General features: G+C 68.5%; 25 protein-coding genes and 1 riboswitch. Of the genes, 10 read left to right on the top strand and 15 right to left on the bottom strand.

Going from position 1 to position 23951, the window contains the following annotated elements; translation table 11 throughout:
• Window positions 1–93 precede the first annotated feature (93 nt).
• Window positions 94–1239: a methyltransferase gene (locus tag A6W98_RS04395; protein ID WP_042458373.1), complete on the bottom strand. Its 1146-nt coding sequence runs from the start codon at window positions 1237–1239 to the stop codon at window positions 94–96.
• Window positions 1236–2105 (bottom strand): polyprenyl synthetase family protein, encoded by an 870-nt coding sequence (locus A6W98_RS04390; RefSeq protein ID WP_042458371.1) that lies wholly within the window; start codon window positions 2103–2105, stop codon window positions 1236–1238. The genes A6W98_RS04395 and A6W98_RS04390 overlap by 4 nt, the downstream gene beginning before the upstream one ends.
• A 127-nt stretch (window positions 2106–2232) precedes the next feature.
• On the opposite strand from A6W98_RS04390, the gene crtD reads away from it, so the two are divergent.
• A complete protein-coding gene (gene crtD, locus A6W98_RS04385) occupies window positions 2233–3768 on the top strand; it encodes a 1-hydroxycarotenoid 3,4-desaturase CrtD (RefSeq protein ID WP_042458368.1) in 1536 nt (511 codons plus the stop codon).
• On the top strand, window positions 3765–4640 hold the full coding sequence (crtC, locus tag A6W98_RS04380) for a carotenoid 1,2-hydratase (RefSeq protein WP_042464532.1): 876 nt from the start codon (window positions 3765–3767) through the stop codon (window positions 4638–4640). The genes crtD and crtC overlap by 4 nt, the downstream gene beginning before the upstream one ends.
• Before the next feature lie 54 nt (window positions 4641–4694).
• On the opposite strand, the gene A6W98_RS04375 is transcribed toward crtC, so the two are convergent.
• The 6 genes from A6W98_RS04375 to A6W98_RS04350 all read right to left on the bottom strand — a co-directional run bounded on the left by A6W98_RS04375 (window position 4695) and on the right by A6W98_RS04350 (window position 8954).
• On the bottom strand, window positions 4695–4877 hold the full coding sequence (locus tag A6W98_RS04375) for a Trm112 family protein (protein WP_042458365.1): 183 nt from the start codon (window positions 4875–4877) through the stop codon (window positions 4695–4697).
• Window positions 4874–5518 carry an LON peptidase substrate-binding domain-containing protein gene (locus A6W98_RS04370; protein ID WP_042458362.1) on the bottom strand — a complete coding sequence of 215 codons (645 nt, stop codon included), beginning with the start codon at window positions 5516–5518 and terminating at the stop codon, window positions 4874–4876. The genes A6W98_RS04375 and A6W98_RS04370 overlap by 4 nt, the downstream gene beginning before the upstream one ends.
• A gap of 27 nt (window positions 5519–5545) precedes the next feature.
• The gene (gene trxA, locus A6W98_RS04365; protein ID WP_042458359.1) at window positions 5546–6460 is read right to left on the bottom strand and encodes a thioredoxin; all 915 of its coding nucleotides are present in this window, start codon (window positions 6458–6460) and stop codon (window positions 5546–5548) included.
• Between the two features lie 72 nt (window positions 6461–6532).
• On the bottom strand, window positions 6533–7321 hold the full coding sequence (locus tag A6W98_RS04360; protein WP_042458356.1) for an exodeoxyribonuclease III: 789 nt from the start codon (window positions 7319–7321) through the stop codon (window positions 6533–6535).
• Between the two features lie 96 nt (window positions 7322–7417).
• Entirely contained in the window at window positions 7418–8170 is a 753-nt protein-coding gene (locus A6W98_RS04355) for a hypothetical protein (protein ID WP_155734719.1), read from the bottom strand.
• A gap of 97 nt (window positions 8171–8267) precedes the next feature.
• Window positions 8268–8954 carry a response regulator transcription factor gene (locus A6W98_RS04350; protein ID WP_042458350.1) on the bottom strand — a complete coding sequence of 229 codons (687 nt, stop codon included), beginning with the start codon at window positions 8952–8954 and terminating at the stop codon, window positions 8268–8270.
• A gap of 156 nt (window positions 8955–9110) precedes the next feature.
• Here A6W98_RS04350 and ribA point away from each other — a divergent pair, with 156 nt between their 5' ends.
• Window positions 9111–10190, top strand: a complete 1080-nt coding sequence (gene ribA, locus A6W98_RS04345; protein WP_042458348.1) for a GTP cyclohydrolase II — start codon at window positions 9111–9113, stop codon at window positions 10188–10190.
• A 12-nt stretch (window positions 10191–10202) separates the two neighbouring features.
• Here the strand turns inward: ribA and A6W98_RS04340 are convergent, their stop codons facing one another.
• A complete protein-coding gene (locus A6W98_RS04340) occupies window positions 10203–10385 on the bottom strand; it encodes a hypothetical protein (protein WP_042458346.1) in 183 nt (60 codons plus the stop codon).
• A gap of 135 nt (window positions 10386–10520) precedes the next feature.
• Here A6W98_RS04340 and A6W98_RS04335 point away from each other — a divergent pair, with 135 nt between their 5' ends.
• Window positions 10521–11018, top strand: a complete 498-nt coding sequence (locus A6W98_RS04335) for a L,D-transpeptidase family protein (RefSeq protein WP_042458344.1) — start codon at window positions 10521–10523, stop codon at window positions 11016–11018.
• Window positions 11019–11030: 12 nt separating this feature from the next.
• Here A6W98_RS04335 and A6W98_RS04330 read toward each other — a convergent pair whose 3' ends face one another.
• Window positions 11031–13400, bottom strand: coding sequence for a DEAD/DEAH box helicase (locus A6W98_RS04330; protein WP_042458342.1), 2370 nt, complete (start codon window positions 13398–13400; stop codon window positions 11031–11033).
• Between the two features lie 217 nt (window positions 13401–13617).
• Here A6W98_RS04330 and A6W98_RS04325 point away from each other — a divergent pair, with 217 nt between their 5' ends.
• The gene (locus tag A6W98_RS04325) at window positions 13618–13968 is read left to right on the top strand and encodes a zinc ribbon domain-containing protein YjdM (RefSeq protein ID WP_042458339.1); all 351 of its coding nucleotides are present in this window, start codon (window positions 13618–13620) and stop codon (window positions 13966–13968) included.
• A 239-nt stretch (window positions 13969–14207) separates the two neighbouring features.
• Window positions 14208–14798 carry a hypothetical protein gene (locus tag A6W98_RS04320; protein WP_155734718.1) on the top strand — a complete coding sequence of 197 codons (591 nt, stop codon included), beginning with the start codon at window positions 14208–14210 and terminating at the stop codon, window positions 14796–14798.
• 65 nt (window positions 14799–14863) lie between these two features.
• On the opposite strand, the gene aroC is transcribed toward A6W98_RS04320, so the two are convergent.
• The gene (gene aroC / locus A6W98_RS04315) at window positions 14864–15964 is read right to left on the bottom strand and encodes a chorismate synthase (RefSeq protein ID WP_042458333.1); all 1101 of its coding nucleotides are present in this window, start codon (window positions 15962–15964) and stop codon (window positions 14864–14866) included.
• Between the two features lie 143 nt (window positions 15965–16107).
• Window positions 16108–16210, top strand: a riboswitch (TPP riboswitch).
• A gap of 40 nt (window positions 16211–16250) precedes the next feature.
• Here aroC and thiB point away from each other — a divergent pair.
• The 3 genes from thiB to A6W98_RS04300 are packed head-to-tail and all read left to right on the top strand — an operon-like array spanning window position 16251 to window position 19478.
• On the top strand, window positions 16251–17249 hold the full coding sequence (thiB, locus tag A6W98_RS04310) for a thiamine ABC transporter substrate binding subunit (RefSeq protein WP_042458331.1): 999 nt from the start codon (window positions 16251–16253) through the stop codon (window positions 17247–17249).
• Window positions 17225–18799 (top strand): ABC transporter permease family protein, encoded by a 1575-nt coding sequence (locus A6W98_RS04305; RefSeq protein ID WP_042458329.1) that lies wholly within the window; start codon window positions 17225–17227, stop codon window positions 18797–18799. Before thiB ends, A6W98_RS04305 begins: the two co-directional genes overlap by 25 nt.
• Window positions 18786–19478 (top strand): thiamine ABC transporter ATP-binding protein, encoded by a 693-nt coding sequence (locus A6W98_RS04300; protein WP_042458326.1) that lies wholly within the window; start codon window positions 18786–18788, stop codon window positions 19476–19478. The genes A6W98_RS04305 and A6W98_RS04300 overlap by 14 nt, the downstream gene beginning before the upstream one ends.
• Before the next feature lie 127 nt (window positions 19479–19605).
• On the opposite strand, the gene A6W98_RS04295 is transcribed toward A6W98_RS04300, so the two are convergent.
• The 4 genes from A6W98_RS04295 to A6W98_RS04280 form a co-directional block, all read right to left on the bottom strand.
• Window positions 19606–20391 carry a cytochrome c1 gene (locus tag A6W98_RS04295; protein WP_042458324.1) on the bottom strand — a complete coding sequence of 262 codons (786 nt, stop codon included), beginning with the start codon at window positions 20389–20391 and terminating at the stop codon, window positions 19606–19608.
• An 18-nt stretch (window positions 20392–20409) separates the two neighbouring features.
• Window positions 20410–21747 carry a cytochrome b gene (locus A6W98_RS04290; RefSeq protein WP_042458322.1) on the bottom strand — a complete coding sequence of 446 codons (1338 nt, stop codon included), beginning with the start codon at window positions 21745–21747 and terminating at the stop codon, window positions 20410–20412.
• Window positions 21748–21760: 13 nt separating this feature from the next.
• Window positions 21761–22318: a ubiquinol-cytochrome c reductase iron-sulfur subunit gene (gene petA, locus A6W98_RS04285; protein ID WP_042458320.1), complete on the bottom strand. Its 558-nt coding sequence runs from the start codon at window positions 22316–22318 to the stop codon at window positions 21761–21763.
• A 300-nt stretch (window positions 22319–22618) separates the two neighbouring features.
• Window positions 22619–22909, bottom strand: a complete 291-nt coding sequence (locus A6W98_RS04280) for a hypothetical protein (RefSeq protein ID WP_042458318.1) — start codon at window positions 22907–22909, stop codon at window positions 22619–22621.
• 191 nt (window positions 22910–23100) lie between these two features.
• On the opposite strand from A6W98_RS04280, the gene A6W98_RS04275 reads away from it, so the two are divergent.
• Entirely contained in the window at window positions 23101–23877 is a 777-nt protein-coding gene (locus A6W98_RS04275; protein ID WP_042458317.1) for an alpha/beta fold hydrolase, read from the top strand.
• Window positions 23878–23951 lie beyond the last annotated feature (74 nt).

Genomic DNA, 23951 nt, shown 5'->3' with positions numbered 1-23951 from the left:
GCTTGAACGGGACTCACTCATTGGTGATTGGCTCTTGTCAGTTTAAATGGACAGGTGCGAGTGTCAACTTTTTTAGACAGCTCGGGCCGAGCATTATGTCGCCCCGGGCTTGCACCCCACGACCACGGAGGCGATGAAGGGACGGTGTGTCCGGGGCATCTCAACCCCTTGAAAACCTGCCTCTTTCATCATCTCGGCCAGGCGCTCGGGCGACCGCGCCCGACCGGTCCGCATCGCCATGCAGTAGAAGGCGAAATAAGCGTCACCCGCCCGGTTGGGCCGCGCACCGCCCGCCATCGGCTCGGAAACGATCAGCCGCCCGCCCGCAGGCAGGGTGGCGAGGATCTTCCGCATCAGCGCCAGAACGGTGTCGTCGGCATGGTCGTAGCAGACCCGCACCAGCGAGACCGCATCGGCACCCTCGGGCAGTGGATCGTCGCGGAAACTGCCGCCCGCCACCGTCACCCGGTCGGCCATGCCCAGCGCCCGGAACCGCTCGTCGGCGGCGGGCACCACGGCGGGCAGATCGAACAGCACCATCTTCAGGTCGGGACGGGCCGTCCCCGCCGCGGCAAGGAAGGCGCCGGTGCCGCCGCCCACATCCATCAGCCGCGCGACCCCGTCCAGCGCGCCGCTGCGCAGGGTCTCTTCGGCGACCAGCGCCTGACTGTCGGCCATGAGCTTCGAATAGCGCCGGGCGACCTCGGGATTCTCGGCCGCGCCCGCGCCGAAGACATAGGGCCAGAACCGTGCCAGCTCGGTCTCCTTCTCGCCGCGCAGGATCGCGACCGGGTCCTGCATGTCGCGATAGAAGACATCGTGATGGCGGATCATGCCGACCACGCCCGGCGCCCCCATCAGCGCCGCGCCGAGGCTCGACAGCTGATAGCCGCCGCCCACCCGGTCGAACAGGCCAAGCGCCGTGCCGGCCTGCATCAGCGCCTCCATCCGGTCGACCGGAATCGCCGCGCGATGGGCCAGGGCCGCGAGGCTCTGCGCCTCGTCGCAGGTGGCCTCGAGCAGGTCCAGCTCGACCACGGCCCACAGGACCTGGCTGTAGACGAAGCCCGAGACGAGATCGAACATCCGCTCGCCCTCGCGCCGGACATGGCGGCGGGTCAGGAAGAACCGGCTGGCCCAGCTTTGAAAGCCCGGGCTTGCGATCTTGCGGTTGCGCCAGCGACGCCAGCCGGACCCGCGGCGGGGGGCAGGTCCGGGCCCGGAAAGGATCTCGGTCATTCGGCGGGGTGACGCGCGGGTTCGGGGATCAGCCGCTCGGCCATGTGACGCACCATCTGCGCCAGATCGGCCTCGCCCGGACAGGACGGGATCGAGGCGATGGCCCCCGAGAGGATATCGCGGAAGCGCTGCACCGCGCCCTCGACGCCCAGCTCTGTCACGGCACTCGGGCGGCCATGGGCTTCGTCCTGACCGGCGGGCTTGCCCATCGCCTCGGCATCGAGCAGCGCGTCCTTCAGATCGTCGGCCACCTGGAAAGCCTCGCCGATGCGGTCGCCCAGCTCTTCCCAAGGCTCGGCAGGCTGGCCGGCCGCCACCGCGCCCATGCTGGTCGCGGCGATGAACAGCGCCCCGGTCTTGGCCCGGTGATAGGCCGAGAGATCGATCGTTTCCTCGCTTTCCCAGCCCTGCCCGGCGCAGATGCCATAGGGCATGCCGGTGCGCTGGCCCAGAATGCGGATCAGCTCGACCGCGCGGGCCGGATCTTGTTGGGCGGCGCGCGCGATCACCTCGAAGCCCGCGACGATCAGGCTGTCGCCGGTCAGCAGCGCCAGCGGCTGGCCATAGGCCTTGTGCAGCGCGGGCTTGCCGCGGCGGATATCGGCATCGTCGAAGCAAGGCATGTCGTCATGCACGAGACTGGCGCAATGGATCAGCTCGATCGAGATGGCGGCGGCATCGGCCAGCGCCGGGCGGTCGTCGCCACAGGCCCGCGCCACGTTCAGGCAGATCGTCGGACGGATCCGGGCGCCGCCGGGCGTCAGGGCATATTCGAAAGCCGATGCCAGTTTGCCGGGTGCAGCCCCTGCCTGCCCCTCGGCAATCGCCTGCCGCATCGCGGCCTCGATTCGCGCCGAAATGTCCATGAACGGCTCTCCAATGCTCGGCCCGCCGCCCTTCCATGCAGCTGTCAGGACGGCGAGACATTGACGATTGTAAATCAAGGTGGACAGTCTATGGTCCCGAGTCAACATTCCTTGAGGTGGATCAAAAATGGCCGGATCGGCGGGAAAAGTCGTCGTGATCGGGGCCGGGATGGGCGGGCTTTCGGCCGCGATCCGGCTGGCCCATGCGGGGTATGAGGTCGAGGTCGTCGACCGCGCGCCGGTGCCCGGCGGCAAGATGCGCACCTTTGCCAGCGATGCGGGTCCGATCGATGCCGGCCCCACGGTGATGACCCTGCGCCCGGTCTTCGAGGAGCTGTTCGACAGCGTCGGCGCGCGGCTTTCGGATTACGTCACGCTGCACCGCGAGGAGGTGCTGGCCCGGCACTGGTGGCCGGACGGCTCGACGCTCGATCTCTTTGCCTCGCGCGAGGCCAGCGCCGATGCGGTGGGCCGGTTCGCGGGCGCGCGGGCGGAAAAGGAGTTCCGCGCCTTCTGCCGCCGGGCCGAGCGGCTTTACCGCGCCTTCGACGCGCCGATGATGCGCGCGGCCGAGCCCTCGCAGGGGGCGCTGACCCGGCATGTCGTGACCCATCCCTGGCTGGCGCTCGACATGGCTCCGCACCGGAGCCTGGCAAAGGCGCTGGGAAAGGGCTTTTCCGACCGGCGGCTGGCCCAGCTTTTCGGACGTTACGCGACCTATGTCGGCGGCTCGCCGTTCCAGTCGCCCGCGCTGCTGGCGCTGATCTGGCATGCCGAGGAACAGGGCGTGTGGCGGGTCGAGGGCGGCATGCACCGGCTGGCCCGGGCGCTGGAGCAGCTGGCCCATGACAGGGGCGTGCGCTTCAGCTTCGGCAGCCGCGCCACCCGGGTCGAGATCCAGAAGGGCGCGGCCGCAGCGGTACATCTCGACAGCGGCACCCGGCTGGCGGCCGATGCGGTGGTCTTCAACGGCGATCCGGCAGCGCTGGCGGCCGGGCTGCTGGGCGAGGGCCTGCGCGAGACCGTGGCCCCCGAGGCGATCCGGCCGCGCAGCCTCTCGGCCTATGTGTGGTCCTATGCCGCAGTGCCGCACGGACCCGAGATGGTTCACCACAATGTCTTCTTCTGCGACGACCCGCATACCGAATTCGACCCCATCGCCCGCGGCGCGATGCCCGAGGATCCGACGCTTTACATCTGCGCCCAGGACCGCGGCACCGGCCGCAGCCCGGAGGGGCTCGAACGGTTCGAGATCATCATGAACGGCCCGCCCGTCGATGACGGGGCGGACCCGACCGACGAGGAGCAAGAGACGTGTCGGACACGCACCTTCCAGACGCTGGCCCGGTTCGGGCTGACCTTCGACCCGCGGCCGGGGGTTCAGGCGCTGACGACGCCGCGCCAGTTCGCGAAACTGTTTCCGGCCTCGGACGGATCCCTTTACGGGCGGAGCCCGCACGGGCTGACCGCGGCCCTGAAGCGGCCGACGGCGCGGACAAAGGTCGCGGGGCTCTATCTGGCGGGGGGCGGAACCCATCCCGGGGCGGGCATCCCGATGGCAACCCTCTCCGGACGGCACGCGGCCGAGGCGATCTTGACGGACCGTGCTTCGCTCTCGACGTCCCCGCGAACGGCTATGCCTGGTGGTATATCGACGGCATAAGCCATGACGGAGAGCGGTCGATCTCGATCATCTCCTTCATCGGTTCGGTGTTTTCGCCCTGGTACCGCTGGTCGGGCCGGAAAAGCCCGGACAACCACTGCTGCATCAATGTCGCGACCTACGGGCCGGGCGGGCGCTGGACGATGACCGATCGCGGCCGCGACGCGCTGCGCCAGACCCGCGACACGTTCGAGGTCGGGCCGTCCAAACTGACCTGGGCCGGCGGCAAGCTGGTTTTCGACATCGACGAGATGACCTGGCCGCATATGGGCCGGCTGAAAGGCCGGGTGACGGTGACGCCTTCGGCCGTGACCGGGGTCGAGCTGCCGCTCAAGGCCGATGGCAGCCATGTCTGGCGGCCCTTCGCGCCATCCTCCGAGATCGAGGTCGATCTGAACCAGCCCGGCTGGCAATGGAAGGGCCACGGCTATTTCGACGCCAATTTCGGCACCGCCGCGCTGGAAGACGATTTCAGCTACTGGACCTGGGGTCGTTTCCCGACCAAGGCGAACGGCGCCTGGTGCTTCTACGACGCCTCGATGCGGGACGGCTCGGAGCTGGCGGTGGGCGTGCATTTCGACGCGGACGGTCGGGCCGAGGTCGCGGAGGCCCCGCCACGGACCCGCTTCCCCCGGTCGAAATGGCTGGTCCGGCGCGAGACGCGGGCCGATCCCGGCTACAAGCCGCGGCAGGTGCACGACATGCTGGATGCGCCCTTCTATTGCCGGTCCGCGATCCGCACCAAGGTCTTCGGCGAAGAGGTCGTGGGCGTGCATGAGGCGCTCGACCTCGACCGCTTTGCCAGTCCGCTGATCAAGCCGATGCTGGCGGTCAAGGTTCCGCGCAAGCCGGGATGGACATTCCCGGCCTAGGGGCCGGGTGCGATTTTTCGACGAAAAATCGGGGCCGGTAACCGGCGCGGCCGCTCAATCGAGCCGCCGCGCCTCGTCGACCAGCATGATCGGAATACCGCCGCGGATCGGAAAGGCCAGCCCGGCCGCCTTCGACACCAGTTCCTGGCGTTCGGCATCATAGGCGAGCGGCCCCTGGGTCATCGGACAAACCAGCGATTCGAGCATCTTGCGGTCGGCCTGGACGGCATCGGTCATTGCATCTTCTCCTCATCATCGCCGCTTCGTAGGGCAAATTCGATGAGGGTCACAAGCGTTTCGCGCCGGGTCGACAGCGACGGCGCCTCCAGAAGCGCCTGCTTGTCCTCGGGCGCGAAGGGGCAGAGCATCGACAGCGAGTTGATCAGAAGCTCGTCCTCGGCATCGCGCAGGCTGTCCCAGTCGGTCGACAGGCCACGGCTTGAGAAGAACCGGCCAAGCAGCTTGAGGAAACCCTCGCGATCGAACCCCGGATCGTCCTCGCCCGGACCGAGGTCGCGCCCGAATCCGTCCCAGACGACATCGGCCCGGATATAGGGCATGAACCCGGCCTGATCGCGGGCGATGCGGAACCGCGAGATCCCCGAGAGCGTCAGCATGTAGCGCCCGTCCTCGGTCTCTGAAAACGCCGTCACGCGGCCGGCGCAGCCGATCGCATGCAGCTTCTGCTCATCCGAGCCCGGCACCTCGCGCGGCTGCACCATGCCGATCAGCCGGTGCGTCGTCTTCAGGGTGTCGTCGAGCATCGCCAGATAGCGCGGCTCGAAGATGTGCAGGGGCAACCGCGCCCTGGGCAGCAGAAGCGCCCCGGGCAACGGGAACAGGGGAAGGGTATCGGGCAGGTCGACCGCTGAGAACATGCCCGAGAAGCTAGGCCGGACCATCCGTCAGGCAAATATCATCGAGGACAGTTTCCGGCGGCCTTTCAGCACGATGGGATCCTGCGGCCGGAGCGCCTCGAAAATGGTGAAAAGCTGGGCCTTCGCGGCGCCGTCATTCCACTCGCGGTCACGGCGGAACAGCTCCAGCAATTCGTCAACCGCGGCCTCGACCTCGCCTCCGGCATGCAACGCCTTGGCAAGCTCGAAGCGCGCCGCGTGATCGTCGGGGTCGTGATCGACCGCGGCGCGGAGCTCGGCAACAGGCCCCGCCTCGGCGGCCTGGCGCGCCAGCGCGACCTGGGCCCGGGCCGCCTCGACCTCGGGCGCCTCGGCAATCTCGGGCAGCACTGCGGCCAGGAACTGTTCGGCCTGATCGACCTCGCCCAGCGCCAGATGCGCACGCGCAAGCCCGCCATAGGCGGCGGCATTCTTCGGATCCTCTCCGAGGATCGCGGCGAAGGTCTGCGCGGCCTCGACCGCGGCGCCCTCGGCCAGAAGCTCCTCGGCCGCGGCCACCGCCTCGGCAAGCCCGCCATCGCCGCCCATCGCCGCCACGCGCTCGACAAAGGCCTGGATCTCGGAAGCGGGCAAGGCGCCCTGGAAGCCGTCGACCGGCTGCCCCTGATAGAAGGCATAGACCGTCGGGATCGACTGGATCCTGAGCTGTGCCGCGATGGTCTGGTTCTGGTCGACATCGACCTTGGCCATCCGCACCTTGCCGCCCGCCGCGGTCACCGCCTGTTCCAGCATCGGGCCCAGCGTCTTGCAGGGACCGCACCAGGTCGCCCAGAAATCGACGATCACCGGCACCTCCTGCGAGGCCTCGATCACATCGGCCATGAAGCTCGCTTCGGTGACGTCCTTGATCAGGGCCGCACCGGCCCCGCCCGTCTCCGTGGTCTTGCCACCCAGTTCCAGCATGTTCTCCGTCTCCGTCCGTCAGGGAGTTGTGCAATATATGAGGCGTTCGCGGGAAAACCCAAGGGCGAAGACCTAGAGATCGAAGCGCGCGAAAACCGGCACATGGTCAGAGGGCTTCTCCCAGCCGCGCACCGGCCTCAGGATCCGGCTGTCCGCGGCCGCCCCGGCAATGTCGGGCGTCGCCCAGAGATGGTCGAGCCGCCGCCCCTTGTCGGCCGCGTCCCAGTCGCGCGCCCGGTAGGACCACCAAGAATAGAGCTTGCCTTCGGGAATATGCGCCCGGGTCACGTCGACCCAGCCGCCCGCCTCCTGCGCCGCGCCGAGATGCTCGACCTCGACCGGGGTATGGCTCACGATCTTCAGAAGCTGCTTGTGCGACCAGACATCCTCCTCGCCGGGGGCGATATTGAGATCGCCGACGAGGATCGACCGCTCGGGGCGGCTTTCGCGGAAGAAATCGCGCATCCCGGTGAGAAAATCGAGTTTCTGGCCGAATTTGACGTTCACCTCGCGGTCGGGCACATCGCCGCCCGCCGGGACGTAGAAATTGTGCAGCAGCACGCCGTTTTCCAGCCGGGCGGCCACGTGCCGGGCCTGGTCGAGCCCGGCGAAGTCGACCGAGCCCGCATCCTCGAGCGGCAGCTTCGACAGGATCGCGACGCCGTTATAGCCCTTTTGGCCGCGCGCCACGACATGGGTATAGCCAAGCGGCGCGAAGACTTCGAGCGGCAGCTTCTCGACCGGGCTCTTGCATTCCTGCAGACAGAGGATGTCGGGGGCTTCCTCCTCCATCAGACGGGCGACCAGCGGGGCGCGCAGGCGGACCGAATTGATGTTCCAGGTGGCGAGGGTGAAGGGCATCGGGTTCTCCTTGTCCGGGCCGCCGCGGAAGGTGGCAGGGCGCGACCGGCGCGACCCTAGACGGCAGCGCCCGGGGGCTCAAGCCGAAGCCCGGGCCTATTCCGAGTCGCCATCCTCGATCAGGACATAGGCAGAGGCACCGGGCAGATAGCGCTGACGGGCGCAGCCGGCCTCGGTACAGAAATCGCGATGCAGCCGCGGCCCCGCGCGGCAGGAAACATAGCTGAAATCGACCGTGACCTCGGGATAGGCCGACCCGGGCAGCAGGCGCTCGCGCACCGCGCCGGAACCGATCTCGGCACCCGAGCGGCCCAGCGCCCGGCATTCGCGGTCGATGCGGGCCTTCAGCGTCTCGTCGAAAGTGCGCCGCATCGCCGCCGGGTCGGGCCGCACCGCCAGCGGCGGCGGGCATCCGGCCAGCGCGGAATCGAGCGCATCGGCCGCGCCGCTCAGCCGGAAATCGACCGGCGCGCCCAGATAGTCGTAAAGCACGAGTGTCGAGCCCCAGCGCATCGCGGCCAGGAACTCGGCATCGGGCCGGGTCAGCGCAAGGCCCGACTGCCCGGTCCAGGCAATCAGGAAATGCCGCTCGCCGATCTTGGCCGGACGCTCGAAATCGCCATCGGGCGGCTCGGCCCCGTCGGTCAGCACCCCCATCAGAGGCTGGCCCTCAGGGCCGCAGGCCACCGCCAGCTCGGCAGAGCCCTCGAACCCGACCTGATAGGCACTGGTCACCTGCCAGGACTGCCATCCGGGAAGAACCGACCAATAGCCGGGAATGTCGGCCGCGGCCTCCGCGGCCGGGCCGATCTGGCAGAGGGCACATAGAATGCCGAAAAAATACGTCAATCGCCCCGACATGGCGCAAGGATTACGCAACCGGAGCGCCGCTACAAGGTCAAAAGCCACCGCAATGGATGTAACAGTCATGCCGGTTCCGGCTTTCTCAGGCGACCAGACGGTACCCTCCGGATTCGGTGACCAGAAGCCGGGCATTGGACGGATCGGGCTCGATCTTCTGGCGCAGCCGGTAGATATGGGTTTCCAGCGTATGCGTCGTCACCCCGGCATTGTACCCCCAGACCTCGTGGAGCAGCACATCGCGCGCCACAACCCCTTCCGAGGCGCGGTAGAGGAACTTGAGGATGTTGGTTTCCTTCTCGGTCAGGCGGATCTTGCGGTCGTCCTCGGTGATCAGCATCTTCATCGCGGGCTTGAAGGTATAGGGCCCGAGCTGGAACACCGCATCCTCGGACTGTTCATGCTGACGCAGCTGGGCCCGGATCCGGGCCAGAAGCACCGGAAACTTGAACGGTTTCACCACATAGTCATTGGCCCCCGAATCGAGCCCGAGGATGGTATCGGCATCGCTGTCATGCCCGGTCAGCATCAGGATCGGGCATTTGACCCCCTGCTTGCGCATCAGCCGGCACAGCTCGCGCCCGTCGGTATCGGGCAGGCCGACGTCGAGAATCACCAGCTCGTAGATCGCCGAGCGCGCCTTCTCCATCGCCTCGACGCCGCTTCCGGCCTCGAACACGTCGAAATCCTCGGTCATCACCAGCTGCTCGCTCAGGGCTTCGCGCAGGTCGGTATCGTCGTCCACCAGAAGGATCTTCTTCAGGCTGCTCATGGCGTCCTCCTCTGTCTCTGCCGCTCAGATGTCGCCGCGCACGGACCGCTCAAGATTTGCGACAGGGTTTTCACGCAAGCGTGTGCCCGGACAGGGAATTGTTTCAAATCTCCGGGAATTGTGGCTTAACCCTCCCCGGAAAAAGAGGATTGGCTCATGCGTCTTGGTCCCGGCAGCACCGAAAGACTGGCCCGCGCCCGCGGCGATCTCAGGATGGGGGTTCCCGTGGTGGTGGGGCCGCTGGTCGTCGTCGCGGCCGAGACCCTGACGCCCGAACGGCTGACGGCGCTGCGCGCGCTGGGGGATGCGCCGGTGCTGGCGATCACCGCAAGGCGGGCCGAGACGCTGAAGGCGCGCCCCTATGACGGCGATATCGCGCGGCTGCTGCTGCCCGGCGAGGTCGGCACCGACTGGGTGCGCGCCGTGGCCGACCCGGCCGACGATCTCGACAAGCCGATGCTCGGCCCCTTCGCCTCGGCCCGGGGCGGCGATGCCGAGGCCCATCGCGCCGCCATCGCCCTGGCCAAATCGGCCCGGCTGCTGCCCGCGGTGCTGGCCATCGCGCCGGACGCACCCGAGGCGCTGGCCGCGGCCGAGGGGCTGACCCGCGTCAGCCTCGACGAGGCGGCGCTGGCCCGGGCCGAGGGCACGACGCTGGCCGAGGTGGTCTCGGCCCGGGTGCCGCTCGAGGTCTCGAAGGCGGGGCGGCTGCATGTCTTCCGCCCGGCCGATGGCAGCGAAGAGCATTACGCCGTCGAGATCGGCACCCCGCCCCGCGGCGAGCCGGTTCTGGCGCGGCTGCATTCGGCCTGTTTCACCGGCGATCTGATCGGCAGCCTGAAATGCGATTGCGGCGCACAGCTGCGGGCGGCGCTGGCGCAGATGGGGGCCGAGGGCGCGGGCGTGCTGCTATACCTCAACCAGGAAGGCCGCGGCATCGGGCTGGCCAACAAGATGCGGGCCTATTCGCTGCAGGATCAGGGTTTCGACACCGTCGAGGCCAATCACCGGCTGGGCTTCGAGGATGACGAGCGCGATTTCCGCATCGGCGCGGCGATCCTGCGCGAGATGGGATTCTCGGCGGTGCGGCTGATGACCAACAACCCCGCCAAGATCGAGATGATGCGCGCCCGGGGCGTCGCGGTCACCGAACGCGTGCCCCTCAAGGTGGGGCACACGCCCGAGAATGCCCGCTATCTTGCCGTCAAGGCGCAGAAATCCGGGCATCTGCTGTAACGCCGGGACGGCTCAGCCCTGATGCGGGGCCCGCATTTCCCGCAGCGCGGATTCGATGGCGCGCCAGGTACGCGCATCCTCGGCCCTGCCGTCCTTCTCGAGCGCGGCGGCCTTCTGCGCCGCCTCCGCCTGAGCCTTGTCGCCGCGCGCCGCAAGCAGCGAACGGGCGTAGTCCATCACCTTGGCCGTTTCCATCTGTTGCTCCTCCGTTACAGCCGGCGCCGTCCGGGTCGCGGGCGCCTGTCGCCAGACTAGCACATTACGGCCGGAATCGCCCGACGCCGCGTCAGAGGGCTTTTGCCGCGCCCCCGCCCGGGGCAGTCTGGGCCGATGCCGACCGCATGCGATCTTGTCCTGACCCCGACCCATCTGCGCTTTGCCGGGCGCCGCTTTCCCTGCAGCATCGGCCGGGGCGGGCTCACCGCCGACAAGCGCGAGGGCGATGGCGCGACGCCGCGCGGCCTGCACCGGATCGTGGGCATGCTCTACCGCCCCGACCGGCTGTTGCCGCCCGCGCCCTGGGCCAGCCCCATCGGGCCCGCCGATCTGTGGTCGGACGATCCGGCCGATCCGGCCTACAACACCCGCGTCCGCGCCCCGCATGGCTTTGGCCACGAGCGGCTGCGCCGGGCAGATCCGCTTTACGATCTGGTGCTGCTGACCGACTGGAACTGGCCCGATGCGCGCCCCGGGCGGGGCTCGGCCATCTTCCTGCATCAATGGCGGCGGCCGCATTATCCGACGGCGGGCTGCATCGCGTTCAGCCGCCGCGACCTGTTGTGGATCGCGGCCCGGATCGCGCCGGGCAGCCGTCTTGTCGTGCCCTGAGATCTGACCGGCTCAGCGCGGACGCCGGGGCGGCGCGTTGCCGCTGCTGCGACCTGACTTCGGAGCGCCGCGCTTGCCCCCGCCGGTTGGCTTGGCGCCCTTGCCTTTCGGCGCGCCGGGACGTTCGAACCGTTTCGAAGTGTCGGCCGCATCCGCCCGACGCCGCTCGGCGGGGGCGGCATCGTTCCCTGCCGGGCGCTTGTCCTTCGGCCAGTCCCTGGACCCACCCTTCGGGCCGGTTTTAGGACCACGCGCGGGCCCGTCCTTCCAGCCGTCTTTCCGCCCGTCCTTACGGTCATCCTTGCGACTGTCCTTGCGCCCGTCTTTGCGGTCGTCCTTGCGCGCATCCTTCCAGCCGTCCTTGCGGCCCTCTTTCGGGCGCGGGCCGCCGGCCTCGCTGCGGGGGCCGGACCGTTCGGGGCCGGGGCGCGGCTTGCGCGGCCGTTCGGCCGGCGCGGCATCGGCCTCACGCCGGGGCGCCCTGGGCTTCGGCGCCTCCGCCTCTGCGGAAAGGACCTTGCGCCGCTCCGGGCCGGGCGTTGGGCTCGGCGTCGGACGGGCCTCGAATTCGGGTTTCGGACGGGGCGCCTCGGCGGCATCGCCGCGGGGCGGCGGCGCGTCGGGCCTGCCGGAAGGCGCGGCGGTCCCTGTGCTGGCCCCGGTGGCAGCCTCGGCGGGTGCCGGGCGCGGCGGTCGGGGCGCGCGGTCGGGCCGGGTGTCCGGCCGGGACCGGTCGGATCGCGGGCGATCGGATTTCGACCGATCAGCTTTCGGGCGGTCGGATTTCGGCCTCGAGCCGCGGGTATCCTCGACCGGGCCGTCGAAACGTCTGGCGGTGATGTCTTCCTCGAGCAGCCCGTCCGGGCCGATCCCGGCGACAAAGCCCGGCACCGCGGCTTCGGCGATCTCGACCAGCGAGGTCTCGGCGCGCAGCTGGATCCGGCCGATCTGCGAGCGTTCGAGATTGCCGGCCCGGCAGACCAGCGGCAACAGCCAGCGCGGCTCGGCCCGGCGGTCGCGCCCGACCGACAGCTCGAACCAGACCGAGGGCCCGAAGGGCGGCCGCTCGGGCCGGGCGCCGGGCGCGGCAGGCGCATTGAGTTCCTCGGGGGCCGAGAGACCGGCGCGGTAGAGCCTGAGGCAGGCGGCCGCGACCAGATCGGGGCTGCGCTCGGCCAGCAGCCGGGCGGCAAAGGCGGCCTCGGCCTCGCTGGGCGCGGCCTCCCAGATCGGATCGGCCAGAAGCCGGGTTTCGTCGAGCGCAAGAATTTCCTCGGGCGTCGGCGCCAGGATCCATTCGGCCTCGATCTTGGCCCATTTCAGCAACCGCCCCGCCTTCTTGGCCAGCTTGTCGGGCACGATCAGCGCCGAGATCCCCTTGCGCCCGGCCCGGCCGGTACGGCCTGAGCGGTGCAGCAGCGCCTCGGTATTGCTGGGCAGATCGGCATGGATCACCAGATCGAGATTGGGCAGGTCGATGCCGCGCGCGGCCACGTCGGTCGCCACGCAGACCCGCGCCCGGCCGTCGCGCATCGCCTGCAGCGCGTGGCTGCGCTCGTCCTGGCTGAGCTCGCCCGAAAGGCTTACGGCCGACAGGCCCCGATTGGCGAAGCGCGCCGCCAGACGGCTGACCGCGGCCCGGGTATTGGCGAAGACGATGGCGGTGGGCGCATCGTGGAAACGCAGCAGGTTGATGATGGCATGCTCGGCATCGGCCGCCGTCACCTGCACCGCCTTGTAGGCGATATCGGCATGCTGGCTGCCGCGCGACAGCGTCGTCACCCGCACCGCGTCGCGCTGATACGCCTTGGCGAGTTCGGCAATCGCGGGCGGCACCGTCGCCGAGAACAGCAAGGTCCGCCGCCCGGCCGGGGCCGCGCCCAGCATGAATTCCAGATCCTCGCGGAAGCCGAGATCGAGCATCTCGTCGGCCTCGTCCAGCACCACCGCGCGGATGTCGGACAGATCGAGCGCGCCGCGGGTGATATGGTCGCGCAGCCGCCCCGGTGTGCCGACGACGATATGGGCGCCGCGGTCAAGCGCCCGGCGTTCGTCGCGGGCATCCATGCCGCCGATGCAGGACACCACCTTCGCCCCCGTCCGGGCATACAGCCAGACCAGTTCGCGCTGGACCTGCAGCGCCAGTTCGCGGGTCGGCGCAACCACCAGCGCCAGCGGCGCGGCGGGCGGACCCATCCGGTTCTCCTCGCCCATCAGCGTCGGCGCGATGGCAAGCCCGAAGCCCACCGTCTTGCCCGACCCGGTCTGGGCCGAGACCAGCAGGTCGGCCCCCGCAAGCTCGGGGGCGGTGACGGCTTTCTGCACGTCGGTCAGCGTGTCGAACCCGCGTTCGGCGAGGGCTTCGGAGAGAGACGGGATCATGTGGGGACCATCCGTGGGGCGGGCGCGCCGACATGGCGGGCCAAAGACTGCACCTGCTAGGGTATCGCGCCCGGCATGTCTAGGCAATTGATCCCGGGGCCGATCCGGGCGCCCTGGCTGCAAGCGGATCGGGCATGTTGATCCGGGTCATCGGGCACGGATCGGGTGCGCGGATCTGGGGCTGGCTTTCGGACCGGCCGCTGGCTATAGCCGGGGCATGACAGATACCCTGCCCCCCTGCCCCGAATGCGCCTCGAGCTTCACCTACCAGGTCGACGCGCTTCTGACCTGCCCGGAATGCGGCCATGAATGGGCCCCGGGTTCGGATGACCCGTCCGAGGAGGCCGGCTCCGGCATCCGCGACAGCGTCGGCAACCTGCTTCAGGACGGCGACACCGTGACCGTGATCAAGAGCCTCAAGGTCAAGGGCGCCTCGGCGCCGCTCAAGGTCGGCACCAAGGTCCGCGGCATCCGTCTGGTCGCGGGCGACCACGATATCGACTGCACCATCCCGGGATTCGGCAAGATGGGCCTGAAGTCGCAATTCGTGAAGAAGGTGCAGGACTAGCGCCGCCTCCGTCCGGGACCGGAGCGGGCCACCCCTGCCGCCGCTGCCGGACCGGATATCCGTTGCCCCGGAGCCGCGCACAGCCCCCGACAGGCGGCCGGGGCACGGAACATCGCCCGCCGCAAGTCCCCGATTTCATCGCCGACATCATCGCTGCGCGGCAAACTGCCACTGACATTTCCCATTGAATCCTCCCATATGCGGTCTGAAACTGCAGCAATCAGCCAGTGAGGTGCCCCATGCCGTCTCTACGGAAGCTTATCGGCCAGGGAGGCCGTATCGCGCTCCTGTTGCTGGTGCTTTATCTTCTTGGGCTGTTCGGGGTCCTGATCGGCCCCTGGTTCAGCCTCCTGGCGCTGGTTCTGGTAGCGGTCGCGACGGCCTGCATCCTCTATATGCGCCATCCCGAGAAGATGGAGCGCTGGCTTTCCGCCCTGCCGCGCCGCGCCCGTCCCGCCGGACAGCCCGCCCCTGCCCCGCAGCCCGCCATGGCGGCCGCAGCCTCTACAGGGACCGAAATCACGGACAAGCCGGTCCAGCTTCCCGCGCTGCGCGAGCCCGACCCCTCTGACGAGGCGGCGGAAGGCGACTCGAAACTCTCGATGCTGGACGCGCTTGGCTGGAAAAGCCCTGCCGCGATGGCCCGCGATTTCGCCCTGCTCGGCCTGGCCGGCCTCGTGATGGTGGTGGTCGGCCGCATCCTGCCCGAATGGCCCCTGCTGTCCTGGATCGGCGGCGTGCTCGAAATCGTCGGCGTGCTCTGCGTGCTGTTCAGCTCGGGCGTGCTGTATTCCTTCGGGCGCGAATTCTTCTGGCGCGGCCGCGGCTAGGCGAAGATGCGGGAACAGGGCGGATCCACGATCCGCCCGTCGCACAGCCGGATGCCGCGACCCTGCTAGCCGATCCGGCCCCGGCTTTCGCCGATCTGGCCGCGATGCAGCAGCAGATGATCGAGCAGGACGCAGGCCATCATCGCCTCGCCCACCGGCACCGCGCGAATGCCGACGCAGGGGTCATGGCGACCCTTGGTGACGATCTCGGTCTCTTCGCCCGTTCTGGTGATGGTCCGCCGCGGCGTCAGGATCGAGGATGTCGGCTTGACCGCGAAGCGGACCACCACGTCCTGACCCGTCGAGATGCCGCCCAGAATGCCGCCGGCATGGTTCGAGGCATAGACAGGACCGTCGGGGCCCATGGTGATCTCGTCGGCATTCTCGACCCCGCTCAGCGCCGCCACCGCCATGCCATCGCCGATCTCGACGCCCTTCACGGCATTGATGCTCATCATCGCGGCCGCCAGATCGGTGTCGAGCTTGCCGTAGACCGGCGCGCCGAGACCCGCGGGCACGCCCGAAGCCACCACCTCGACCACCGCGCCGACCGAATTGCCGGCCTTGCGCAGCGCGTCGATATGGCCTTCCCATTCCGCCGCCGCCAGCCTGTCGGGCGCCCAGAACGGGTTGCGCTCGATCTCGTCGGCATCGAACCGGGCGCGGTCGATGGCATGGGGGCCGATCTGCACCATGTAGCCGGAAATCCTCAGATCCGGCGCCAGTGCCGCCAGCGCGGCCCGCGCCACGCCGCCCGCCGCGACCCTGGCCGCGGTCTCGCGCGCCGAGGACCGGCCACCGCCCCGATAATCGCGGATGCCGTATTTCTGCCAGTAGGTGATGTCGGCATGGCCGGGCCGGAAGGTCCGAGCGATCTCGCCGTAATCCTTCGAGCGCTGATCGGTGTTGCGGATCATCAGCTGGATCGGCGTGCCGGTGCTTTGCCCCTCGAACACGCCCGACAGGATCTCGACCGCATCGGGCTCGCGGCGCTGGGTGGTAAAGCGGTTCTGGCCGGGCCGCCGCCGGTCGAGCCAGTGCTGCAGCATCGCCGCATCGATCGCGATGCCGGGCGGACAGCCGTCGACCGTGGCGCCAAGCGCGGGCCCGTGGCTTTCGCCCCAGGTGGTGACGCGGAACAGATGGCCGAAGGTGTTCAGGCTCATGGGGCGATCTCCTTTGGCCCATGGGCATAACCGCCGGAGGTCGGCCTCTCAAGAGCTTTGGCCCCCGGCCGTTCATGGCAGCCGGCCTGACAGGCGGCCCCGGGGGGTTTGGCTTGCGCAGCCCGGGGCGGGGCGCTAGCGTGGCGGCCACCTCGGGGTGCCCCAAAGGGGCTGAGATGCGCAACCCGCGAACCCGTTGAACCTGACCCGGTTAGAACCGGCGGAGGGAAGGCCCCTGGACAGATTTCCACCCTTGCCCGTCCGCCCCCATCTTTGGAGGAGGACCATGCGTATCCCGTTCCTTGCAGCGGCACTGGCCGCAACCGCCCTGCCCGCATCGGCGGCCGACCGGCCGGTGCTGACGGTCTACACCTATGAGAGTTTCGTGGCCGAATGGGGCCCCGGCCCGATCGTCGAGGCCGCCTTCGAGAAGACATGCGGCTGCGACCTGAATTTCGTGGCGGCGGGCGATGGCGCGGCGCTCCTGGCCCGGCTCCGGCTCGAAGGCGAACGGACCCGGGCCGACCTGGTGCTGGGCCTCGACACCAACCTCACCGCCGCCGCCGCCGAGACCGGGCTGTTCGCGCCGCATGACCAGGACCCCGACCGGCTCGATCTGCCGGTCGCCTGGAACGACCCGCTGTTCCTGCCCTATGACTGGAGCTATTTCGCCTTCGTCTACGACAAGACCCGGCTGCCGGAACCGCCCGAAAGCTTCGAGGCGCTGATCGCCGCGCCCGAGGATCTGAAGATCGTGATCCAGGACCCGCGCAGCTCGACCCCGGGACTGGGGCTGCTGCTCTGGGTCAGGGCCGCCTATGGCGAGCGCGCCCCCGAGATCTGGGAAGGGCTTGCACCGCATATCCTGACCGTCACCAAGGGCTGGACCGAATCCTACGGCCTGTTCATCGACGGCGAGGCCGACATGGCACTGTCCTATACCACCTCGCCCGCCTATCACCTGATCGCCGAAGATGACGATACCAAGGCCGCCGCCCGCTTCGACGAGGGCCATTACCTGCAGATCGAGGTGGCGGGCCTCCTGGCCTCCTCCGACCAGCCCGAGCTGGCCCGGCAATTCCTCGACTTCATGCTGACCGAGCCGTTCCAGGCGGCGATCCCCACCACCAACTGGATGTATCCCGCGGTCACGCCCGAAGCCGGGCTGCCGGCGGGCTTCGAGACCCTGATCCAGCCCGATACCGCGCTGCTCTTCCCCGCAGACGAGGCCGCCCGGGTCCGAGACGAGGCCCTCGCCGAATGGCGCGACGCGCTCAGCCGCTAGGCATCGCAACCGGGCTCGGGATCGGCGCCGCGGCACTGGCGCTGACGCTGGCGCTCGGCACCATCGCGGCCGTGGCCTGGCGCGCCGAGCCGGGCGGCGCCGGGCTTGGCGCCGCCGATCTGGCCGCGATACGCTTCACGCTTCTCCAGGCGCTGGCCTCGGCCGCGCTCAGCACCCTGCTGGCAGTGCCGGTGGCCCGGGCGCTGGCCCGGCGCCGCTTCCGGGGGCGGGGCGTGCTGATCACCCTTCTGGGCGCGCCCTTCATCCTGCCGGTCATCGTCGCGGTGATGGGCCTTCTGGCCGTCTTCGGCCGAAGCGGCCTTCTGTCCCACGCGCTCGCGCCGCTCGGACTGGGCCCGGTCGACATCTACGGCCCCTTCGGCGTGGTGCTGGCCCATGTCTTCTTCAACCTGCCGCTTGCCACAAGGCTGGTGCTGCAGGGCTGGCTGGCAATCCCGGCCGAGCGATTCCGGCTGGCCGCCGCCCTCGGCTTCGGCCCGGCCGAACGCTTTCGCCATCTCGAGCGCCCGATGCTGCGCGAGGTGCTGCCCGGCGCCTTCCTCGTCGTCTTCCTGATCTGCCTGACCAGCTTCGCGGTCGCCCTGACGCTGGGCGGCGGACCCCGCGCGACCACGATCGAGCTGGCGATCTACCAGGCCTTCCGCTTCGAATTCGACCTGGGCCGCGCCGCCTGGCTGGCGCTGATCCAGGTCGGGGTCTCGATCACGGCCGCGCTGGCGGCCTTTGCCATCGCGGTGCCGGGCGCCTTCGGCCCGGGGCTCGACCGCCCCGTGGCGCAGATCGGGCCGGACGGGCGCGGGTTGCGGCTGCAGGACATGGCCTGTCTCGGGCTGGCAGCGCTGTTCCTGATCCTGCCGCTTGCCATGGTGGCCCTGCGCGGCCTGCCGGGCCTCGCCGGTCTGCCCGCCTCGGTCTATGCCGCGGCGCTCCGCTCCATTGCCGTGGCACTCGGATCCGCGGCGCTGACACTGGCGCTGGCGCTGCCGATGGCCATCGCCATCGACCGGCTCGGCGGCCTGGCCGGCCGGACGATACAGGCGGCGGGCACGCTCACCATTGCCGCCTCGCCGCTGGTGATGGGGACCGGGCTTTTCATCCTGCTCTTCCCGCTGGCCGATCCGCGGCTTCTGGCGCTGCCGGTCACCGCGACCGTCAATGCCGCGATGAGCCTGCCCTTCGCACTGCGCGCCCTGGTGCCGACCGTGGCCGAGGCCGAACGCAGCCATGGCCGCCTCGCCGACAGTCTCGGCATGACCGGGCGGGCGCGGCTCAGGCTGATGCTGCTGCCGCGCCTGCGCCGGCCCATAGGCTTCACGCTCGGGCTTTCCGCCGCGCTCTCGATGGGCGATCTGGGCGTGATCGCGCTGTTTTCCGACCCGGGCCATGCCACCCTGCCGCTGCAGCTTTACGGGCTGATGGCGGCCTACCAGATGGACAGCGCGGCCGCCGCCGGCCTCCTGCTGCTGGTGCTCAGCCTCGGGCTGTTCTGGATCTTCGACCGCGGAGGACGCGCCCGTGCTGAACCTTGAGGGCCTCGCCATCCGGCAGGGCAATTTCGTGCTCGAAGCAGACCTGACCGTCGCGCCGGGCCGGATCGTGGCGCTGCTCGGGCCCTCGGGCGCGGGCAAGTCGACGCTGCTCGACAGCATCGCGGGCTTTCTCGCGCCCGATCGCGGCCGGGTGCTCTGGCAAGGCAGCGATCTCGGCCCGCTTGCCCCCGGCGACAGGCCGCTTTCGGTGCTGTTTCAGGACAACAACCTCTTTCCGCACCTGAGCGCGGCCGGGAATGTCGGGCTAGGCCTCCGGCCCGACCTGCGTCTGACCCCGGCCCAGAGCCGCGCGGTCGAGGCCGCGCTCGACCGGGTCGGGCTCGGTGGGCTCGGCGAGCGGAAACCGGCCGCGCTCTCGGGCGGGCAACGCGGTCGGGTTGCACTGGCGCGAATGCTGCTGCGCAACCGACCTCTGATGCTGCTCGACGAACCCTTCGCGGCGCTCGGCCCCGCGCTCAAGGCCGAGATGCTCGCTCTCGTGGCCGAGCTCGCCCGCGAGACCGATGCCACCGTGCTGTTCGTGACGCATGACCCGGCCGATGCCCGCGCCATCGCGGACGAAACCGTCCTGGTGGCCGAGGGCCGGGCCCATCCGCCCCGGCCGACCGAAAGGCTTCTGGCCGACCCGCCGCCCGCGCTTCGCGCCTATCTGGGCTGAGCCGCTCTCATCTTCTTCTTGGAAGAAATACCCCGCCACGGCCGGATGCGCACGACCCCGCCGGGACCGGTCAAAACGAAAAACGCGCCCCGAAGGGCGCGTTTCCGTCAACCGGAGGTCCGGGAGATCAGATCTGCTTCTTGGGCTTGTAGGGGGCCCAGAGACGCTTGTTGGTGAGGTAGAGCAGAACCGTCAGCACGCCCAGGAACAGGACGGAGATCACGCCCGCTTCCTTGCGCGCCATCAGCTTGGGCTCGGCGGTCCACATCAGGAAGGCCGCGATGTCCTTGGCTTCCTGTTCCATGGTCGCCTCGGTGCCGTCGGCATATTCGACATCATCGCCGAAAAGCTGCGGCGGCATCGCGCTCCAGCCGGTCGAGAAGACCGGGTTCTGATAGTAGAGCGTGCCGGCCTCTTCCTTGGTCTCGTCGGTGAAGGCGAGCAGGTAGGAAGTGATGTATTCCGGTCCGCCCATGCCCTTGAAGAACTGCGAGATCCCGGTGCCGAGAGGCCCGTGGAAACCGGCCCGGCCCTTCGCCATCAGGCTGAGGTCGGGCGCGCCCGGATAGGTGCCCTCGGGGAAGTGATCCGTGGGCTTGGCCGTCCGGTAATCGTCGAGCTCGGGGTCGAAGACCTCGAAGGTCTCGGCATAGGCCCGCATCGCATCGTCGCTGAGCGACGGCCCGCCAGGCTCGGAGAGCGAGCGCAGCGGCACGAATTTCAGCCCGTGACAGACCGAGCAGATCTGGGTGTAGATCTGCAGCCCGCGTTGCAGCTGGGCCTGATCGTATTTGCCGAAGGGGCCCTCGAACGAGAACTTGTAGTCCGTCACGTGACCGCCTTCGGCCGCCCAGGCGCCACCCGCCCCAAGCGTCAGGGCGGTCAGGGCAGTGATCGTCAGTTTCTTGAACATCTTATCCGATCCCTTCTCTCACTCGGCCGGGGTGGCTGTGCCGGCCGCGGCGCCGTCGCCGTAATGGGCGTTGAAGTCTTCCTCGATGGTTTCCGGAAGCGGCTCCGGCTTCTCGATCACGCCCAGAACCGGCAGGATCACGAGGAAATAGGCGAACCAGTAGGCCGCGCCCACCAGCGAGATATTGGCATAGACCGCCTCGGCCGGCATGCCGCCCGCCCAGGTCAGCACCACGAAATCGACCACGAACAGCCAGAAGGCGATGCGGAACTGCGGACGGAAGCGGCCCGAGCGCACATTCGAGGTGTCGAGCCAGGGCACCAGCGCCATGACCAGGATCGAGCCGAACATCGCCAGCACGCCGAAGAACTTGGCATTGACGACACCGAAGGTCAGCCAGTCGGCGATCATCACCACCCAGACATCGCCGGTGAAGGCCCGCAGGATCGCGTAGAAGGGCAGGAAGTACCATTCCGGCACGATATGCGTCGGCGTCTGGAGCGGGTTCGCCTCGATGTAGTTGTCGGGGTGACCCAGATAGTTCGGCATGAAGCCGACGATGGCGAAGAACACCAAGAGGACGACGCCAAGCGCGAACAGGTCCTTCATGACGAAATAGGGCCAGAAGGGCAGCGTGTCCTTTTCGGCCTCGTCCTTCGAGCCGCGGCGGACCTCAACACCCGTGGGGTTCGAGTTGCCGGTGGTGTGGAAGGCCCAGACGTGGACGATCGACAGCCCGAGGATCACGAAGGGAATCAGGTAGTGCAGCGAGAAGAAGCGGTTCAGCGTGGCATTGCCCACGGCCGGTCCGCCCAGCAGCCATTGCTGGATGTCGTGACCGATCCACGGGATGGCGCCGAACAGACCGGTGATCACGGTCGCGCCCCAGAAGGACATCTGACCCCAGGGCAGAACGTAGCCCATGAACGCGGTCGCCATCATCGCCAGATAGATCAGGATGCCGATGATCCAGGTCACCTCACGGGGCGACTTGTACGAGCCGTAATAAAGGCCGCGGAAGATGTGCAGGTAGACCGCGACGAAGAACAGCGAGGCGCCGTTCGAGTGCAGGTAGCGCAGGAAGTGGCCACCATTCACGTTGCGCATGATATGTTCGACCGACGCGAAGGCGATGTCGACATGCGCCGCGTAATGCATCGCCAGGACGATCCCGGTGACGATCTGCAGCACTAGGGTGAAAAACAGCACCACGCCCCAGATCCACATCCAGTTGAGGTTCTTGGGGGTGGGAATCATCAGGGTATCGTAGAGCAGGCCGATGACCGGCAGGCGCCGCTCCAGCCATTTCTCGGGGGCCGACCCCGGCTCGTAGTGGTCGTGAGGAATGCGGGACATTCAGGGGGCTCCCTTAACCGAGTTGGATGGTCGTCTCGTCCACGAAGGACGCAACCGGGATGTACATGTTCTCGGGCGCGGGGCCCTTGCGGATACGACCGGCGGAATCGTAATGCGAGCCGTGGCAGGGGCAGAACCACCCGCCGAAGTCACCGGACTGGTTGCCGATCGGAACGCAGCCGAGATGGGTGCAGACGCCGATCATCACCAGCCACTTGCCCTCTTCGTCCATCGTCCGGTTCTCGTCCGTGGCCTCACCCGGTTTGTTCGGGTTGCGCGAGTTGTTGTCGCGGAGGTCGTCCAGCGGGATCGAGCGCGCCAGTTCGATATCTTCGGGAGTGCGCAGGCGAACGAATACCGGCTTGCCGAGAAACTTGACAGTAATCTGCTGGCCTTCGGACACCGACGAGACGTCGACCCGGATCGAGCTCAGCGCCTGAACGTCGGCGGAGGGGTTCATCTGATTGACGAGGGGCCAGATCGCCGCCCCTGCGGTCACGGCACCGGCGCCCGCCGTGGCATAGTAAAGGAAGTCTCGGCGGGTGCCGTCATGATCTTCTGCGTGCGACACGAGAATATCTCCTTTCCAGGACCGGGTCGCCCCGGTCGATTCGAAAAACAGGCCAAGGGAATCCTGGGCCGTTTACCAGACTTACCTAGCCCCGGCAGGAAAATTGCGTCCAGCGGACATAGCCGCGCAGCGACGGCGGAGGCACAGACGGATTCCGGTCGCCCGCCGTATACCGCGCAGCGGACAATCCAGCCAGAGGAAATCGGGTTCTTAGACCCGTTCTGAGACGTTCAACCGCATCCTCAGGCACTGTTTCACGCCCTCTTTGCAGTCGTTTCGGCCTCTGTCGTCTGCCGCGCCCTATACCCGGCGGACCCGGAGCCGACCCAGGGCCGAGGCGTCGATCTCGACCCCCGGACCGGTGTCGCCCAGACGGAAGGTGCGCCGCATCCGGGCGCCTCCGCTCACCTGTTCTTGATCGCGGCGGAAGGCCAGACCCTCGCCGAGCTCGTCCATCGCATCCTCATGGCGCTGGTCGCGGCGCAGCCCGTTCTGGCTTTTCGACAGGGCATAGGCGGCCAGGGCCACTGCGCCATAACGCAGGCCATAGCGCAGCGCGACGGTCGCGATCGGGGCAAGGGGCAGGGGCATCTCGGGCGCTCTCCTCGTCTGACGCCATGAATGATAGGCTTCGGGGCGGGTCCTGTCCATTGCCTTGGCCGGGCGCCGGTGGGGACCCGCTCGGAACGGCCCGGTCGCATGCGGGGAAAGCAACGCCGGGGCGCCCTTGTTGCCCTCCCCTGTCCGGCCTGCTATCCGAGCCCGGAACGAAGAGGGAACATATGCACAGGCACAGCTTCGAACATGATGGTCTTGCCTTCTCCTTCCTTGATGCGGGCGGTGAGGGACGGCCGCTTCTGGCGCTTCACGGCCATTGGATGGGAGGCTCGGATTTCAGCGGGCTGGCGGCGGATCTCGGCCCGGGATGGCGTCTGATCGCGCTGGATCAACGCGGCTTCGGCGAAACCGACCACAATGCGCCACATGGCATCCCGGCCTATCTGTCCGACGCGATTGCCCTGCTGGATCATCTTTCCATCGACCGGCCGGTGCCGGTATTGGGCCATTCCTTCGGCGGCGTCGTGGCCTGCCACCTTGCCGCGGCGCGGCCGGATCGCGTGTCCGCCCTCATCATCGAAGATATCGGCGTGACTCTCGACGACGATTCAAGTGCCCATGTGGCGAACTGGGGCGGCGTATTCCGCTTGCGCGAAGACCTGGAGGACCGGCTGGGCCCGCGTCTTTCCCCCTATCTGCAGAACTCGATCCGGCGCGTTGCCGATGGCTGGACGCTCAATTTCGAGCCCGCCGAATTTCTGCTGTCGGAACGGGCGATCAACGGCGATCACCGGGGCGTCTGGCTGCAAAGCCGGTGCCCGGCCCTGGTGGCGTCGGGCAGTGAAAGCCGGGTCTGCGATCCAGCCGAGCTGCAGGCCATGGCGCAATCCCGGGAGAACACGGCCTTCATCCAGCTCAGGGCCGGTCACTCCGCGCATATCGATGCCCCGGCCGAATTCGCCCGACACCTGCGGGCGTTCCTCGAAGACAGCTGTTCGTGAGAGGGTGACCCTTCCGCGCGAACGTCCATTGCCTACCGTAGCGGCCGAGACCCCGCCAGCGCGGGCACTAAAAG

This window comes from Rhodovulum sulfidophilum DSM 1374 (genome assembly GCF_001633165.1).
Lineage (GTDB): Bacteria > Pseudomonadota > Alphaproteobacteria > Rhodobacterales > Rhodobacteraceae > Rhodovulum > Rhodovulum sulfidophilum.
This window is presented reverse-complemented; position numbering and strand designations above follow the sequence as displayed.

Bases quoted from the DNA above. Each gene is read 5' to 3' on its own strand.
- A6W98_RS04375 (WP_042458365.1), bottom strand. From the start codon at position 4,877: ATGACCGATGCCGTCCAGGCCGACCGCAAGATGCTCGAATCGCTGGTT.
- ribA (WP_042458348.1), top strand. From the start codon at position 9,111: ATGCGTCTTGGTCCCGGCAGCACCGAAAGACTGGCCCGCGCCCGCGGC.
- A6W98_RS04290 (WP_042458322.1), bottom strand. From the start codon at position 21,747: ATGTCCCGCATTCCTCACGACCACTACGAGCCGGGGTCGGCCCCCGAG.
- A6W98_RS04340 (WP_042458346.1), bottom strand. From the start codon at position 10,385: ATGGAAACGGCCAAGGTGATGGACTACGCCCGTTCGCTGCTTGCGGCG.
- A6W98_RS04325 (WP_042458339.1), top strand. From the start codon at position 13,618: ATGACAGATACCCTGCCCCCCTGCCCCGAATGCGCCTCGAGCTTCACC.
- A6W98_RS04275 (WP_042458317.1), top strand. From the start codon at position 23,101: ATGCACAGGCACAGCTTCGAACATGATGGTCTTGCCTTCTCCTTCCTT.
- A6W98_RS04330 (WP_042458342.1), bottom strand. From the start codon at position 13,400: ATGATCCCGTCTCTCTCCGAAGCCCTCGCCGAACGCGGGTTCGACACG.
- A6W98_RS04280 (WP_042458318.1), bottom strand. From the start codon at position 22,909: ATGCCCCTGCCCCTTGCCCCGATCGCGACCGTCGCGCTGCGCTATGGC.
- thiB (WP_042458331.1), top strand. From the start codon at position 16,251: ATGCGTATCCCGTTCCTTGCAGCGGCACTGGCCGCAACCGCCCTGCCC.
- A6W98_RS04320 (WP_155734718.1), top strand. From the start codon at position 14,208: ATGCCGTCTCTACGGAAGCTTATCGGCCAGGGAGGCCGTATCGCGCTC.
- A6W98_RS04305 (WP_042458329.1), top strand. From the start codon at position 17,225: ATGGCGCGACGCGCTCAGCCGCTAGGCATCGCAACCGGGCTCGGGATC.
- A6W98_RS04350 (WP_042458350.1), bottom strand. From the start codon at position 8,954: ATGAGCAGCCTGAAGAAGATCCTTCTGGTGGACGACGATACCGACCTG.
- trxA (WP_042458359.1), bottom strand. From the start codon at position 6,460: ATGCTGGAACTGGGTGGCAAGACCACGGAGACGGGCGGGGCCGGTGCG.
- A6W98_RS04395 (WP_042458373.1), bottom strand. From the start codon at position 1,239: ATGACCGAGATCCTTTCCGGGCCCGGACCTGCCCCCCGCCGCGGGTCC.
- aroC (WP_042458333.1), bottom strand. From the start codon at position 15,964: ATGAGCCTGAACACCTTCGGCCATCTGTTCCGCGTCACCACCTGGGGC.
- A6W98_RS04335 (WP_042458344.1), top strand. From the start codon at position 10,521: ATGCCGACCGCATGCGATCTTGTCCTGACCCCGACCCATCTGCGCTTT.
- A6W98_RS04370 (WP_042458362.1), bottom strand. From the start codon at position 5,518: ATGTTCTCAGCGGTCGACCTGCCCGATACCCTTCCCCTGTTCCCGTTG.
- A6W98_RS04390 (WP_042458371.1), bottom strand. From the start codon at position 2,105: ATGGACATTTCGGCGCGAATCGAGGCCGCGATGCGGCAGGCGATTGCC.
- A6W98_RS04360 (WP_042458356.1), bottom strand. From the start codon at position 7,321: ATGCCCTTCACCCTCGCCACCTGGAACATCAATTCGGTCCGCCTGCGC.
- crtD (WP_042458368.1), top strand. From the start codon at position 2,233: ATGGCCGGATCGGCGGGAAAAGTCGTCGTGATCGGGGCCGGGATGGGC.
- A6W98_RS04295 (WP_042458324.1), bottom strand. From the start codon at position 20,391: ATGTTCAAGAAACTGACGATCACTGCCCTGACCGCCCTGACGCTTGGG.